The sequence below is a fragment of the Pseudomonas sp. BW16M2 genome (assembly GCF_014268865.1).
Lineage (GTDB): Bacteria > Pseudomonadota > Gammaproteobacteria > Pseudomonadales > Pseudomonadaceae > Aquipseudomonas > Aquipseudomonas peradeniyensis.
The window spans coordinates 193,394-207,928 of sequence record NZ_JABWRI010000005.1 but is presented as its reverse complement, the minus strand read 5'-3'; the positions used below and the strand labels follow the sequence as shown (position 1 = coordinate 207,928).

Here is a 14,535-nt window from a genome sequence, read left to right as displayed (position 1 = left end):
CCTGTGCCGGCCCTTTCGCGGGCAAGCCCGCTCCCACAGATTTTTCACTGGGCCTGAGGGCGGCGCGATCCCTGTGGGAGCGGGTTTACCCGCGAAGAGGCCGGCACAGGCAACCGATCAGCCGTTATGCATACGGTCCCGATGGGTCAGCGTCGGGAACAGCTTCATCCACACCCCGGTCACCACCAGCGTGCTCACGCCGCCGAGCACCACCGCTGGTACTGTGCCAAACCAGTGCGCGGTAACACCCGACTCGAACTCGCCGAGCTGGTTCGAGGCACCGATGAACAGCCCGTTCACCGCGCTGACCCGGCCACGCATCTCGTCCGGCGTCTCCAGTTGCACGAAGGCGCTGCGGATGACCATGCTGATCATGTCCGCCGCGCCCAGCACCACCAGTACCGCCAGGGAGAACCAGAACGAAGTGGACAGGCCGAAAGCGATGGTCGCGACGCCAAATATGCCCACTGCGGTGAACATGGTCAGACCCACCTTGCGTTCCACCGGAAAGCGCGCCAGCCACAACGACATCAGCAATGCCCCGACGGCGGGCGCCGAGCGCAACAAGCCCAGGCCCCAGGCGCCGGTGAGCAGGATGTCCTTGGCGAACACCGGCAGCAGCGCGGTGGCGCCACCGAGCAGCACGGCGAACAGGTCCAGCGAGATCGCGCCGAGGATATCCGGGCGACTGCGGATGAAGCGGATCCCGGCCAGCAGCGAGTCGAGGTTGGCCCTGCCTGGCTGCGGCTGTTGACGACGGGCATCGAGGCTCAGGGTCAAAAGGCAGGCGATGAGATAGAGGGCTACGGTCGGACCGTACACCCAGGTACTGCCGAGGGCGTAGAGCAGGCCGCCCACCGCCGGGGCGACGATGGTCGCCGCCTGGGACGCCGAAGCAGAGGCCGCCACCGCACGCGGGAACAGCCCGGGTGGTACCACGTTGGGCAGCAAGGCCTGGGTGGCCGGCATCTCGAACGAGCGGGCGGCACCCAGCAGGAAGGCCAGCACGAAGATCAGCTCTCGGCTGACGTTGTCGGTAAAGCTGCCCACGGCCAGCGCCAGGGCGATCAGCGCCTGCAGGGTCTGGCACAGGGCGGCGACCTTGCGCCGGTCATAGCGGTCGGCGACATGCCCGGTGTGCAGCATGAACAGCACCCGCGGGGCGAACTCGACCAGCCCGACCAGGCCCAGGTCGAGCACATTGCCGGTGAGCTGGTAGAGGTGCCAGCCGATGGCCACGGTGAGCATCTGGAAGCCGCTGGCGGTGAATACGCGGGCCAGCCAGAAGGCGAGGAAGGGGCGGTGATGGCGCAGCAATTGCGGGGCGGAATCGGACATCGGGGAGCCTGCAGCCTCGGAGATAGAGGGGCCAGAAGAGTAACATCTGTTTGTAACAAATAGTTGCTGAAAGCCGTGTGGATCAACTTTCCACACGCAAAAAAAGAGGGTGAGGCAACCGGTCACGCGGCAATCAACCACACATCCGGATGGGTCATTCGGGACTATGCTTCCATTCAGTCGTTGACCTGGATCAATCGTTCCAGATGCAACGATCTTGGCCCTTGGGCCGGAATCCCCGCGATCGAACAGAACAATTCCAACGCGCCGCACTCGATACCCGTGGGGGCAGTGGGCGACAGGCCATGAGCCCGGTCGCCGGATTACCTGAAGAGGAAGCACCATGTTCGGATTGGAAGCCTTAGAGCTCGCCCGAATCCAGTTTGCCTTTACCGTGTCCTTTCACATCCTGTTCCCGGCCATCACCATTGGCCTGGCGAGCTACCTGGCGGTCCTCGAAGGCCTTTGGCTGAAGACCGGCGACAATACCTACCGTGACCTTTACCACTTCTGGTCGAAGATCTTCGCCGTCAACTTCGGCATGGGCGTGGTCTCGGGTCTGGTCATGGCCTATCAGTTCGGCACCAACTGGAGCCAGTTCTCCGACTTTGCCGGCTCCATCACGGGTCCCTTGCTCACCTACGAGGTCTTGACCGCCTTCTTCCTCGAGGCCGGTTTCCTCGGCGTCATGCTGTTCGGCTGGAACCGTGTCGGCCGTGGCCTGCACTTCTTCGCCACGTGCATGGTGGCGCTCGGCACGCTGGTGTCGACGTTCTGGATCCTCGCCTCCAACAGCTGGATGCAGACGCCCCAGGGCTACGAGATCGTCAATGGCCAGGTGATCCCGGTGGACTGGTTCGCGGTGATCTTCAACCCGTCCTTCCCCTACCGGCTGATGCACATGGCCACCGCGGCCTTCGTCGCCACCGCGTTCTTCGTCGGCGCCTCGGCGGCATGGCACCTGCTGCGCGGGCGCGACAACCCGGCGGTGCGCAAGATGCTGTCGATGGCCATGTGGATGGCATTGATCGTCGCGCCGGTGCAGGCGGTGATCGGTGACTTCCATGGTTTGAACACCCTCAAGCACCAGCCGGTGAAGATCGCGGCCATCGAAGGCCACTGGGAGAACAAGCCCGGCGAGCCGACCCCGCTGATCCTGTTCGGCATCCCTGACATGAAAGCCGAGACCACTCGCTTCAAGATAGAGATCCCGGCGCTCGGCAGCCTGATCCTCACCCACAGCCTGGACAAGCAGGTCCCGGCGATGAAGGAGTTCCCGCCTGAGGATCGGCCCAACTCGACCATCGTGTTCTGGTCGTTCCGGATCATGGTCGGGCTGGGCATGCTGATGATCTTCGTCGGCCTGTGGAGCCTGTGGCTGCGCAAGCGCGGCACGCTGTACAGCTCGCGTCCGTTCCTCTACCTGACCTTGTGGATGGGCCCGTCCGGGTTGATCGCCATCCTCGCCGGCTGGTTCACCACCGAGGTCGGCCGCCAGCCCTGGGTGGTCTATGGGCTGATGCGTACCGCCGATGGGGTGTCCAACCATAGCTACGCGCAGCTGGGCTTCACCCTGGTGATGTTCGTGGTGGTCTACTTCGCCCTGTTTGGCACCGGCATCGGCTACATGATGCGCCTGGTGCGCAAAGGGCCGAAGACCGGCGAAGGCGAGGAGCACACCCCGGGTGGCCCTGGCCAGAAACGCACGCCGGCGCGGCCGCTGTCCGCCGCCGATGAAGGCCATGAGGCCGAGTCCAGCAGCCTGAGCAAGGGGAACTGAGATGGGTATCGATCTTCCGCTGATCTGGGCCGTGATCATCATCTTCGGCGTCATGATGTACGTGGTGATGGATGGTTTCGACCTGGGAATCGGCATGCTCTTCCCGTTCGTTCAGGACGAGCGTGACCGTGATGTGATGATGAACACCGTCGCCCCGGTATGGGACGGCAACGAGACCTGGCTGGTGCTGGGCGGCGCGGCACTGTTTGGCGCCTTCCCGCTGGCCTACTCGGTGGTGCTGGAGGCGCTGTACCTGCCGTTGATCCTGATGCTGGTGGGCCTGATCTTCCGTGGCGTGGCCTTCGAGTTTCGCTTCAAGGCCCGGGCCAATAAACGCCACATCTGGGACAAGGCGTTCATCTGGGGTTCGCTGGTGGCGACCTTCTTCCAGGGCGTGGCCCTGGGTGCCTTCATCGAAGGCTTCAAGGTGGTCGACCGCAAGTTCGTAGGCGGCACCCTGGACTGGCTGACGCCGTTCACGCTGTTCAGTGGCCTGGGCCTGATCGTCGCCTACACCCTGCTGGGCTGCACCTGGCTGATCATGAAGACCGAAGGGCCGTTGCAGCAGAAGATGCACGACATGGCCCGCCCCCTGGCGCTGGTGCTGCTGGCGGTGATCGGCATCGTCAGCCTGTGGACGCCGATCGCCTACCCGCAGATCGCCGAGCGCTGGTTCAGCATGCCCAACCTGGTCTGGTTCATGCCGGTGCCGATTCTGGTGCTGGTGACCTTCTACGGCCTGCTGCGGGCAGTGGCGCGCAATGCCCATTACACGCCGTTCCTGCTGACCCTGGTACTGATCTTCCTGGGCTACAGCGGGCTGGGCATCAGCCTGTGGCCGAACATCATCCCGCCGTCGATCAGCATCTGGGACGCCGCGGCGCCGCCGCAGAGCCAGGGCTTCATGCTGGTGGGCACGCTGTTCATCCTGCCGTTCATCCTCGGGTACACCTACTGGAGCTACTACGTGTTCCGCGGCAAGGTGACCCATGAAGATGGCTATCACTAGGAGCGCATCATGATGAGCGTCGAAGAGAAGAAGCCGCTGTGGCAACGCCTGGGTTGGCTGGTGCTGATCTGGGGGCTGAGCGTGGCGGCGCTTGGGGTGGTGGCCTATGGCATGCGCATGTTCATGAGTGCGGCAGGCCTTAGCACTCACTAGGTTGCAAGGGCTGCCTTGCAGCCCGATCGCGGGGCAAGCCCGCTCCTACAGTACCAGTAGGAGCGGGCTTTTTTCGTTTACTTGAGGGCGCTTATTTACGGGCTTTGAGCACCACGAACTTCGGCGTCGCCGCCACCTGCTCGACCCCTCGGAACAACCGCGCCAACTTGCTGTGATAGCCCAGGTGGCGGTTGCCGACGATGTACAGCGCGCCACCGACCTCCAGCGCCTCCCGGGCCTGTTGGAACATGCGCCAGGCGAGGAAGTCGCCGACCACCTGCTGCTGGTGGAACGGCGGGTTGCACAGCACCACGTCCAGCGATTGTTTCTCCTGCCCGGCCAGGCCATCCGCAGCCCTGATCGTCACCTCGCGCTCGCCCAGCGCCGCCTGCCAGTTCTCCCGTGCCGACTGCACCGCCATGTACGACTCGTCGACCAGGGTGAACTGCGCATCCGGGTTGGCCAGGGCGCAGGCGATCGCCAGCACGCCATTGCCGCAGCCCAGATCGGCAATCCGGGCGCGGCCCAGGTCCCGTGGCAGGTGCGGCAGGAAGGCGCGGGTACCGATGTCCAGGCCTTCGCGGCAGAACACGTTGGCGTGGTTGACCAGTTCCAGGGCCGGGCTGTCCAGGCGGTAGCGGCTGGGGTAGGGGGAGCGTGCGGCCGGGCGTTCGGCGACGGTGGCAATCAGCAGACGGGCCTTCTTCTGCGCCAGCGAAGCCTGGACCGGGCCGATGTACTTCTCCATCAGGTCGCCGGCGGCACGGGGCAGGTGCTTGATCATGGCCCCGGCGATCACCTGGGCGCCGGGTGCCAGTTGTCCCTGCAGGCGGATCAGCTGTTCCTCGAGCAGGGCCAGGGTCTTGGGCACGCGTACCAGCACGCGGTCGAACGGGCCGTGGAAGGTCTCGCTGGCCGGGATGAAGGGCACGCTGTCGAACGGCTTGCCGTTACCCGCCAGGTTCTTCTCCAGGGCCAGGTGCGCCAGGTGCGAGTCGCCGCTGCTGCTCACCTGCACATGCCCCGCAAGGCTCGCGGCCAGGGCGCCGAAGCTGTCGTTGAGCACCAGCACCTTGCAGTTCGCCTGCGGCGCCTGGGCGGCCAGGTGTTCCAGCAGGTACTGGTCGGCGGCGTCGAAGGCCAGCAGCGGGTCGTTGGCCTGGGCCGGCTGGCGGATCAGGTCGAGGTCGGCGAAGGGGCTGTTGAACAGGGGCATGACGTGGGGCTCTGCTGCGAATCCTGCCCGGCGCGCTGTGCGGCGGGCTTGCGGCGGGTGATTCTACAGGGCTTTGCGCCTGGGCGGGGGACGGGCTGTCAGAGCAGGCCGCGCAAGGCTGCGATGGCAATGGCGCCGGCTTTGTTGGAGGCGTTGGTCTTGGTGATCACGCTGCGAATGTGGAAGTTCACGGTGCTGGTGGACAACGAGAGGATCATCGCCACATCGGCGGCGGTCTTGCCGGCGGCGGACCACTTGAGCACTTCGAGTTCGCGGTCACTCAACTGCGGCACCGGGTTGTACTTCTCCAGGTGGTGCGCGCCGAGCACGGCGTGCATGGTGTTGCACAGCCACATCACCTGTGCGCTTTTTTCAAACAGTTCCTCACGGGTGACCACACCCAGCGGCCTGGAGACGCTCAACTGGCTTTCGTTGTGCTGCTGGTCGTGCACTGACTGGCTCCAGCCATGGGTCATACCATGTGCCGAAGCGGCTTCACGCAGGTGGGGGACTTCGCTGAACAACTCATCGCACCAGACCAGCGGCATTGTGGTTTGGCGGCATTTTGATACCGTCGGGTCTATCTTGATGAGGTCTTTCGCCTGGTAGCGCTCATTCCAGGTGCTGGGGTAGTTGTTGTACAGGATCACTTGTGGACCGCGGGCGGCGACATGCAGGTGCAGCGAAAGGCCGACAAACTCCATGCCCAGTTGCTTGGTCAATGCAACGGCACGGTCAAAAAACTGCTTCGGCTGTCGCTCATTCAGCATCTGCTGAAGTTCTTCACTGTTCCAATGTGGCATTGATGAAGCTCCCTTTGCTTCGCGCTGGATCCAAAGTCAGCATTGCACGGAACGAAGTGTAGGAAATCTCCTAACTCTGTGCTGGGTTTTTTTGTTATAGCTGGCGCGTTTTCTTAGCTGATTGCGCGCAGTCCCAGGCGATACCTTACAAACCGACGGTGTTTATCTCCGCTGCTTTGCGCGACACTACGCGCATCTGTTCCATGGAGCCCGTCATGACCGCCAGCGCCGACAAATTTACCCGCCAGACCCTGCTCGACGTCCAGCCCCTGACGCCCAACCTGTTTTCCCTGCGTGTCACCCGTGATGCCGGATTCCGCTTCCGCGCCGGGCAGTTCGCCCGCCTGGGCGTGAGCAAGGCCGATGGCAGCGTCGCCTGGCGCGCCTATTCCATGGTCAGCGCGCCCCACGACGAATACCTCGACTTCTTCTCCATCGTGGTGCCGGGGGGCGAGTTCACCAGTGAGCTGAGCCGCCTGGGCGAGGGCGACACCCTGCTGATCGACCGCCAGGCCTTCGGCTACCTGACCCTCGACCGTTTCGTCGGTGGTCGCGACCTGTGGCTGCTGGCCACCGGCACCGGCATTGCGCCGTTCATGTCGATCCTGCAGGACTTCGAGGCCTGGGAGCGTTTTGACAACATCAAGCTGGTGTACTCGGTGCGCGAGGCGAAGGAGCTGGCGTATGTGGACGAGATCGCCGCGCTGGAACAACGCGACTACCTGGCGGAGTTCGCGGGCAAGCTGCAGTTCATCCCGGTGGTGACCCGAGAGCAGCATCCGGGCGCTTTGAATGCGCGGATCACCACGCTGATCGAGAACGGTGAGCTGGAAAAGGCGGCGGGGCTGGCGCTGTCGCCGGAGCACTCTCGGATCATGCTGTGCGGCAACCCAGAAATGATCGACGAGACGCGCAAGGTGCTCAAGGCGCGTGACCTGCAGCTGAGCCTGAGCAAGCGGCCGGGGCAGGTGGCGGTGGAGAACTACTGGTAAGGAATAACGGCACTGTTTGGATCGTCGCCACTGGGGCCGCCGCAAAGCGGCCCCAGTCGTTTTGTGCTTCAGGGCTGGCGGTTCTGCGCCTTGAGCAGGTCGCGAATCTCGGTCAGCAGGGTTTCCTCGGCGCTCGGTACCGGCGGTGCGGTCGGTGCCACGGCCTCTTCGCGCTTGAGGCGGTTGATCACCTTCACGCCCATGAAGATGGCGAAGGCGACGATGATGAAGTCGAGGATGGTCTGGATAAACTTGCCATAGGCCATTACCACGGCCGGCACATCGCCCTCGGCGGCCTTGAGCGTGATCGCCAGGTCGCTGAAGTCCACGCCGCCGATCAGCAGGCCGATGGGGGGCATGATCACGTCGCCGACAAAGGAAGAGACGATCTTGCCGAACGCCGCGCCGATGATGATACCTACCGCCATGTCGACGACATTTCCCTTGACCGCGAAGGCCTTGAATTCACTGAGCATGCCCATGCTGTATTCCTTTGTTACGAATGGAGAGGTAAACGCAGTGTAAGCCACTAAAACGCTTCATGCGTGACGTTCGCAGCTACAGACTGTGTTTAGCGCGAATAGTTTGGTCGCCTGCCGCGGCCTTCGGGACACGTCGGTGTTCGGCTATCATGGCGGTTTTTTCCAGGAGACCCGCCCATGGCCAAGGCCAAGCGCTTGTATGGCTGCACAGAGTGCGGCGCGACCTTCCCCAAATGGGCCGGCCAGTGCGGTGATTGCGGGGCCTGGAACACCCTGGTCGAGACCATGATCGAAAGTGGCGGCGCCGCGGCGCCGAGCGGGCGTGCCGGCTGGACCGGGCAGCAGGCGCAGATCAAGACCCTGGCCGAAGTCAGCGTCGAGGAGATCCCGCGCTTCACCACCAGCAGCACCGAGCTCGACCGCGTGCTCGGCGGTGGCCTGGTGGACGGCTCGGTAGTGCTGATCGGTGGCGATCCGGGGATCGGCAAGTCCACCATCCTCCTGCAGACCCTGTGCAACATTGCCACGCAGATGCCGGCGCTGTATGTCACCGGCGAGGAGTCGCAGCAGCAGGTGGCCATGCGTTCCCGGCGCTTGGGCCTGCCCCAGGACCAGCTCAAGGTCATGACTGAAACCTGCATCGAGACCATCATCGCTACCGCGCGCCAGGAAAAGCCGCGGGTGATGGTCATCGACTCGATCCAGACCATCTTCACCGAGCAGTTGCAGTCGGCCCCGGGCGGTGTCGCCCAGGTGCGCGAGAGCACGGCGTTGCTGGTGCGCTACGCCAAGCAGAGCGGCACGGCGATCTTCCTGGTCGGCCACGTCACCAAGGAAGGCTCGCTGGCCGGGCCCCGGGTGCTCGAGCACATGGTCGATACCGTGTTGTATTTCGAGGGCGAGTCCGATGGCCGTCTGCGCCTGCTGCGCGCGGTGAAGAATCGCTTCGGTGCGGTCAACGAACTGGGCGTGTTCGGCATGACCGACCGTGGTCTGAAGGAAGTCTCCAACCCCTCGGCGATCTTCCTCAACCGCACCCAGGAGGAAGTGCCGGGCAGCGTGGTCATGGCCACCTGGGAAGGTACCCGGCCGATGCTGGTGGAGGTCCAGGCGCTGGTCGACGACAGCCACCTGGCCAACCCGCGACGGGTGACCCTGGGCCTGGACCAGAACCGCCTGGCCATGCTGCTGGCGGTGCTGCACCGGCACGGCGGTATTCCCACCCATGACCAGGACGTGTTCCTCAACGTCGTTGGCGGCGTGAAGGTGCTCGAAACCGCCTCGGACCTGGCGTTGCTGGCCGCGGTGATGTCGAGCCTGCGCAATCGCCCGCTGGCCCATGGCCTGCTGGTGTTCGGCGAGATCGGCCTGTCGGGCGAGGTGCGCCCGGTACCCAGTGGCCAGGAGCGCCTGAAAGAGGCGGCCAAGCATGGCTTCAAGCGCGCCATCGTGCCCAAGGGCAACGCGCCGAAGGAAGCGCCCGCCGGGTTGCAGGTGATTGCCGTGACCCGTCTGGAACAGGCGCTGGATGCACTCTTCGAGTAATGCTGTTTCTTGCAAGTGATTCTCAATAACCAGTAGCATACCGCCACCTTGCGACCACCCCATGGAGAGCGTGTGGCGGAGTTCGACCTCAAGCGGCTGTTCACAAAGCACGCGAAAAATCTTCAGGGCCTGCTCTCGCGCAAGGTGCGCGACCCGCAGCTGGCGGCCGACCTGGTGCAGGACAGCTTCCTGCACCTGGCCGAGCAGCAACGTCACGAGCCGATCGAAAACGCCCAGGCCTACCTCTACCGCACCGCGCACAACCTGATGATCGATCATGTGCGCCAGCAGCAGCGACGCAAGACCGACTCGGTGCCCCACGAGGCCTTCGAGGCGATCGTCGAGGACGGCCCCGGGCTCGAGGAGCAGGCCGTGCGCGAGCAGCACCTGCGTCGCCTGCAGGCGATCCTCGGCGAGCTGCCCGAACGCACCCGGGAAATCTTTCGCCTCAACCGCCTGGAGGGCATGACCCACGCCGAGGTTGCCCGGCACCTGGGGATCTCGGACAGCTCGGTGCAAAAGCATCTGGCCAAGGCCCTGGCCTATGTGATGCAGTGCCTGCAGGAAACCGAATGACCAACGGTTTACTGACAAATGCCGCTTCAGACGTCAGCCCAGACATAACCAGATCGCGAGAGAACCGTGTGAGCAGCCAGAACGAGCAAGCCATCCGCGAGCAGGCCGCCGAGTGGGTGGTGCTGCAGCAGGCCGGTCCCCTGAGCCCGGCGCAGCAGCACGCCTTGGACCAGTGGTGTGCCAGCGATCCCCGGCACGCCCGTGCCTATGGGTTCGCCCAGGCCACCTGGGCTGACCTTGGGCTATTGGCAAGCTTGCCCGCCGTCTCGAGCGCTCGCCCCACGACTCCCCTTCAGGGCAGCCCGATGCGGCGACGGCGACCTCGGCTGCGCCGGGCTGTCGCCAGCGCGGCGGCGCTGTTGCTGGCCGTGCTGGCCGTGCAGCAAGGGCCGCAGGCCTGGCTAGGCTGGCGCGCCGACTACCTCACGGGTATCGGCGAGGTGCGCCGGGTGACCCTGCCCGATGGCAGCCAGGTCGAACTGGACAGCCGCAGCGCCGTCCAGCTTGCCTTCGACGATCAAGAACGCCGCGTGCGCCTGTTGTCCGGTGAGGCCATCTTCACTGCCGCACCGGTCACGTCCCGGGACGCACGCCCATTCGTGGTCGAATACGCCGGGGCTACCAGCCGCGCCCTCGGTACACGCTTCGTGGTTGGCGCGGCGGGTGAGGGGGGCTGGGTCGGCATGCTGGAGCACAGCGTTGCAGTCGAATTGCAGGTGCCGCCGTTGCGGGGCCAGGCCAGCCAGTTACTGGAGCAGGGCGATAGCCTGCGCTATGACCAGAGCAAGGGGGTGCGACCATGGCCGGAGCACGACCTGCGACGGGCCACGGACTGGCAGCGCGGCGTGCTGGTGTTCGAGCGCCAGCCGCTCGCCGAGGTGGTCGCCCGGCTCAATCGCTACCGTGCTGGCCAGCTGGTGGTTGCCAGTGACGCACTGGCCCGGCGTGAGGTCAGCGGCGTATTCCGCCTCGACCAGCTAGGCACCGCCCCGGCGGTGCTCGGTGACGAGCTCAAGGCCCGGCTGATCGAGCTTCCAGGCTTGGCCGTGCTGTACTGAATGCGGCTTCGGCAAAATACTTTCAATTTTATTTACTGACTTTTCCTGCGCAGCTCGTCTGATTGTTGAGATTGATTTTCATTACTAGAAAACGCCAACAACGGACGAGCAACCGCAGTGAGCACGCCACGACAACAACCCTTGCGCCCTCTGGGCCGCCTCGCCCTGGCCGGCAGCCTGGTCCTGTGCAGTTGTGCATTGCCGATGGGGATCGGCCAGGCACACGCTGCCGATTTGCCAAGCACCGCCAGCCGCAACCTGGTGCGTTTCGATATTCCGGCCCAGTCGCTCGACAGCGCGGTACTGGCCTACGCCGAGCAGTCCGGTGTGCAGGTGTTCTTCGACAGCCGCAAGCTGGCCGGCCTGCGCAGCGAAGGGCTGCAGGGCAGCTACCCGGCCGAAGAGGGCCTGCGCCAACTGCTGCGCGGCACGCCAGTACGCTACCGCTTCAGTGCCGCCGGCCAGGTCGGCCTGGAGCGAATCGTCCAGGACGGCGAGGCGCTGGAGCTGGGCGCGACCCATGTCGATTCGCAGCGCGATGGTGATTGGGTGTACCAGACCCCGCGATCGGTGAGTGTCATTACCCGTGAGCAGATCGAGCAGCGCGCCCCTCGTCATGCCGCCGACCTGCTCGAACAGACCGCGGGCGTGTACACCGCCGTCAACCAGCGTGACCCCGGACTGTCGGTGAACATCCGCGGCGTGCAGGACTATGGCCGGGTCAACATGAACATCGACGGCATGCGCCAGAACTTCAACGTCAACGGCCACCAGCAGCGCAACGGCGTGATGTTCATCGACCCGGAGTTCATCCAGGGTGTCGAGATCGACAAGGGCACCTCGGCCGGCATGGGCGGTGCCGGGGTGATCGGCGGCATCGCCAGCTTCAACACCGTCGATGCCCGTGACCTGCTCGCTCCGGGCAAGGAGATCGGTGGTCGCCTGCGCGCCGGCCACGGTATCGGCGAGTTGGGCAACGGCACCTACTTCAATGGCAGTGCACTGTTCGCCGTCGGCAATGAAGCCGGCGATATCCTGCTTGGCCACAGCGAGCGGCATTTCGGCAACTACCGCAGCGGTACGCAGAACGCCGACAACCTGGGCACGCAGATCCGCGGCAAGCTGGAGAATCGCCAGGCCTGGAAGAGCTGGCTGCATGGCGAAGTGGGAGCGATGGACAGCGTGACCCGCTCACAGCTGTTCAAGCTCGGCCTCAACTTCGCCGACGACCAGCGCCTGCAGTTCAGCTACATCGAGACCGACACCGACAGCAAGGACGCCTGGACCTACAACGACAGCAATGCCAACCGCTATTACTACCGGGTCACCGGCACCAACGACATCAATGCGAAGAATGCCGCGCTGGATTACAGCTTCACCCCGGACAACGACCTGATCGACTTCAAGGCCAAGCTGTACTACGTGACCACCCGCCAGGACCGCTGGAACGCCGACAACCTGTCCAGCGCCGCCACCGGCAACCGTGTCGAGGCCTACACCGACCGCTTCCAGACCGACACCTGGGGCCTGCAACTGCAGAACACCTCGCGTTGGCACCTGGGGCAGGCTGATACCCTGAGCTTCAACTACGGCACCGAGTTGTTCCAGGACAGCTTTCGCCCCAGCACCGAGCGCATCGCCGCGGCCAACGAGGTGGAGTCACTACCCTACGTGCAGGGCGCCAACCCCAAGGGCAAGCGGGTGATGGCCAGCCTGTTCGGCAAGCTCACCTACGAGCATGACGATTGGCTCACCCTGGATGCCGGGCTGCGCTATGACCGTTATCGCCTGAGCGGCAAGACCGGCGTCACCACCTGGATGTACCCCGAGGGCGTCACCGAGGTCGGCCTTACCCGCCAGCAGACCCACATGATCTTCGACGAGGATACCGAGGAGGGCCGCTTCTCGCCGACCTTCGGCATCGCGCTCAAGCCCGGGCCGGACTGGTTGCAGCTCTACACCCGCTGGGGCCGTGGCTGGCGCCCGCCAGCGGTGACCGAAGTGTTCATGAGCGGCCGCCCGCATGCCGGCGGCAGTGCCGAGATGGTCTACCCCAACCCGTTCCTCAAGGCCGAGGAGTCGCACAACTGGGAGCTGGGGCTGAACATCTTCAAGGAGTCGCTGCTGCGCGACGGCGACCGCTTCGGCGCCAAGGTCGCCTACTTCGATACGCGCATCGACAACTTCTCGTTCCTCGACACCAATGTCTCGCTGCCCGGCAGCAGCGTGGCAGGCATCGCCCTGGGCCGTTCGGCCTACCAGAACAACCTGGAGACCACGCGCTTTCGCGGCGTGGAATACAGCCTGGACTACGATGCCGGCGCCTACTACGGCCAGCTCAGCTACACCCACATGATCGGCAGCAACGAGTTCTGTTCCAACCAGTTCTACATGGGTGGCGCGCAGCGTCTGGTCAGCGCCGGCACCGTCATGCGCCCGGTGCGGGTGGGCAGCCGCATCATCATGCTGCCGGTGCGCGTCTCACGCGCCGAGGGCGCCGCAGACACCAACAGTATCGTCAGTTGCGGCGACATCATGGGCAACGCTTCGTACATGCCCGCCGACCGTGGCGCCCTGACCCTGGGCATGCGCCTGCTCGAACGCACCCTGGATGTGGGCATGCGCGTGCGCTACAGCGAAGGCAACGGCGAGAACCTCAAGAGCCATACCTACAACCAGATCGACCAGGCCCAGTGGCCGCAGTACACGGTCTACGACCTCTACGCCAGCTACTGGATGACCCCCAGCCTGAACCTGGCCCTGTCGTTGGAGAACGCCACCGACGAGGCCTACTTCGTGGCCATGGGCGACGGCAACAACCTGTCGCTGGCCCGCGGCCGCACCTTGAGCGGCATGCTCGAATACCGCTTCTGAACCAACCGGGTTTGCCCATTCCGGGCGACGCGAAGGCACGGAACGCGCCTTCGTCATCACTGTGCAACAACGAGGAACCGTTATGACCATCTCCGTTAACTATGACGCCGCCTTCGCCAGCTCGACCGTCGATGACTACCTGGCCTTCTGGAGTGCCGGCTTCGTCACCGCCGGCCATGGCTACAGCAACACCGGCGGTTTCAGCAACGGCACCTTCGATGGCGACCAGTACGCCACCCACGGTCGCAACAACTCGGACTACGCCTTCATTGCCGACAGCGACAGCGCCAACGGTCTGCACTATGTGTTCGACCCGTCCAAGGCCCCGGGCGACAACCTCAACCACTACCTGTGGGGCTCGCTGGACAACGTCTCCCTGGGTGAAGTGCTCGGTGGCGGCACCGGCAGCGACTTCAGCCTGGGCAACTACGTGGTCAGCTTCAACGGCCTGGACCTGGATGCCGCGCAGGGCGCCGGGCGTGCCGGCAACGAAGTGCAGGGCGTGATCTACGGCCTGATGCAGGGCAACACCTCGGCCCTGGAAGGCGTGCTGGACAACCTGCTGGCCGGTTATGGCGTGTCCACCAACAGCACTTTCGCCGAGATCGGTGCGGCCCTGGCTGCCGGCCCGGTTCACGCGGCTGCCGCCGAAGCGGTCGGCGTGCAGGCGCTGCCGGAGGATCTGGCCCTGGCGGCCTGAGCGCAGGCA

At 64.6% G+C, this 14,535-nt stretch carries 13 protein-coding genes; 9 read left to right on the top strand and 4 right to left on the bottom strand.

What is annotated here, in order from left to right; translation table 11 throughout:
* Window positions 1-117: 117 nt before the first annotated feature.
* Complete coding sequence (locus tag HU735_RS07465; RefSeq protein WP_186712985.1) at window positions 118-1,338, bottom strand: MFS transporter; 1,221 nt, start codon at window positions 1,336-1,338, stop codon at window positions 118-120.
* A 343-nt stretch (window positions 1,339-1,681) separates the two neighbouring features.
* Here HU735_RS07465 and HU735_RS07460 point away from each other — a divergent pair, with 343 nt between their 5' ends.
* Genes HU735_RS07460 through HU735_RS07450 form a run of 3 tightly spaced genes read left to right on the top strand, consistent with a single transcriptional unit; the run spans window position 1,682 to window position 4,280 of the window.
* Window positions 1,682-3,118: a cytochrome ubiquinol oxidase subunit I gene (locus HU735_RS07460; protein ID WP_186712984.1), complete on the top strand. Its 1,437-nt coding sequence runs from the start codon at window positions 1,682-1,684 to the stop codon at window positions 3,116-3,118.
* 1 nt (window position 3,119) lies between these two features.
* Window positions 3,120-4,127: a cytochrome d ubiquinol oxidase subunit II gene (cydB, locus tag HU735_RS07455; protein ID WP_050706923.1), complete on the top strand. Its 1,008-nt coding sequence runs from the start codon at window positions 3,120-3,122 to the stop codon at window positions 4,125-4,127.
* Between the two features lie 9 nt (window positions 4,128-4,136).
* Entirely contained in the window at window positions 4,137-4,280 is a 144-nt protein-coding gene (locus HU735_RS07450; RefSeq protein WP_186712983.1) for a DUF2474 domain-containing protein, read from the top strand.
* A 91-nt stretch (window positions 4,281-4,371) separates the two neighbouring features.
* Here the strand turns inward: HU735_RS07450 and HU735_RS07445 are convergent, their stop codons facing one another.
* Window positions 4,372-5,496, bottom strand: a complete 1,125-nt coding sequence (locus HU735_RS07445) for a methyltransferase (RefSeq protein WP_186712982.1) — start codon at window positions 5,494-5,496, stop codon at window positions 4,372-4,374.
* Window positions 5,497-5,594: 98 nt separating this feature from the next.
* On the bottom strand, window positions 5,595-6,299 hold the full coding sequence (locus HU735_RS07440; RefSeq protein WP_186712981.1) for an autoinducer binding domain-containing protein: 705 nt from the start codon (window positions 6,297-6,299) through the stop codon (window positions 5,595-5,597).
* A 215-nt stretch (window positions 6,300-6,514) separates the two neighbouring features.
* Here HU735_RS07440 and HU735_RS07435 point away from each other — a divergent pair, with 215 nt between their 5' ends.
* On the top strand, window positions 6,515-7,291 hold the full coding sequence (locus HU735_RS07435; RefSeq protein ID WP_186712980.1) for a ferredoxin--NADP reductase: 777 nt from the start codon (window positions 6,515-6,517) through the stop codon (window positions 7,289-7,291).
* Window positions 7,292-7,359: 68 nt separating this feature from the next.
* On the opposite strand, the gene mscL is transcribed toward HU735_RS07435, so the two are convergent.
* Complete coding sequence (gene mscL, locus HU735_RS07430) at window positions 7,360-7,773, bottom strand: large-conductance mechanosensitive channel protein MscL (RefSeq protein ID WP_050706920.1); 414 nt, start codon at window positions 7,771-7,773, stop codon at window positions 7,360-7,362.
* Between the two features lie 177 nt (window positions 7,774-7,950).
* Between mscL and radA the strand changes: the two genes are divergently transcribed.
* The 5 genes from radA (at window position 7,951) to HU735_RS07405 (ending at window position 14,526) form a co-directional block, all read left to right on the top strand.
* The gene (radA, locus tag HU735_RS07425; protein ID WP_028691337.1) at window positions 7,951-9,318 is read left to right on the top strand and encodes a DNA repair protein RadA; all 1,368 of its coding nucleotides are present in this window, start codon (window positions 7,951-7,953) and stop codon (window positions 9,316-9,318) included.
* 72 nt (window positions 9,319-9,390) lie between these two features.
* The gene (locus tag HU735_RS07420) at window positions 9,391-9,894 is read left to right on the top strand and encodes a sigma-70 family RNA polymerase sigma factor (RefSeq protein WP_186712979.1); all 504 of its coding nucleotides are present in this window, start codon (window positions 9,391-9,393) and stop codon (window positions 9,892-9,894) included.
* A 68-nt stretch (window positions 9,895-9,962) separates the two neighbouring features.
* Complete coding sequence (locus HU735_RS07415) at window positions 9,963-10,952, top strand: FecR domain-containing protein (RefSeq protein WP_186712978.1); 990 nt, start codon at window positions 9,963-9,965, stop codon at window positions 10,950-10,952.
* 204 nt (window positions 10,953-11,156) lie between these two features.
* Complete coding sequence (locus HU735_RS07410) at window positions 11,157-13,826, top strand: TonB-dependent receptor (protein ID WP_238349769.1); 2,670 nt, start codon at window positions 11,157-11,159, stop codon at window positions 13,824-13,826.
* Window positions 13,827-13,908: 82 nt separating this feature from the next.
* Window positions 13,909-14,526, top strand: coding sequence for a heme acquisition protein HasA (locus HU735_RS07405; RefSeq protein ID WP_186712976.1), 618 nt, complete (start codon window positions 13,909-13,911; stop codon window positions 14,524-14,526).
* Window positions 14,527-14,535: the final 9 nt, after the last annotated feature.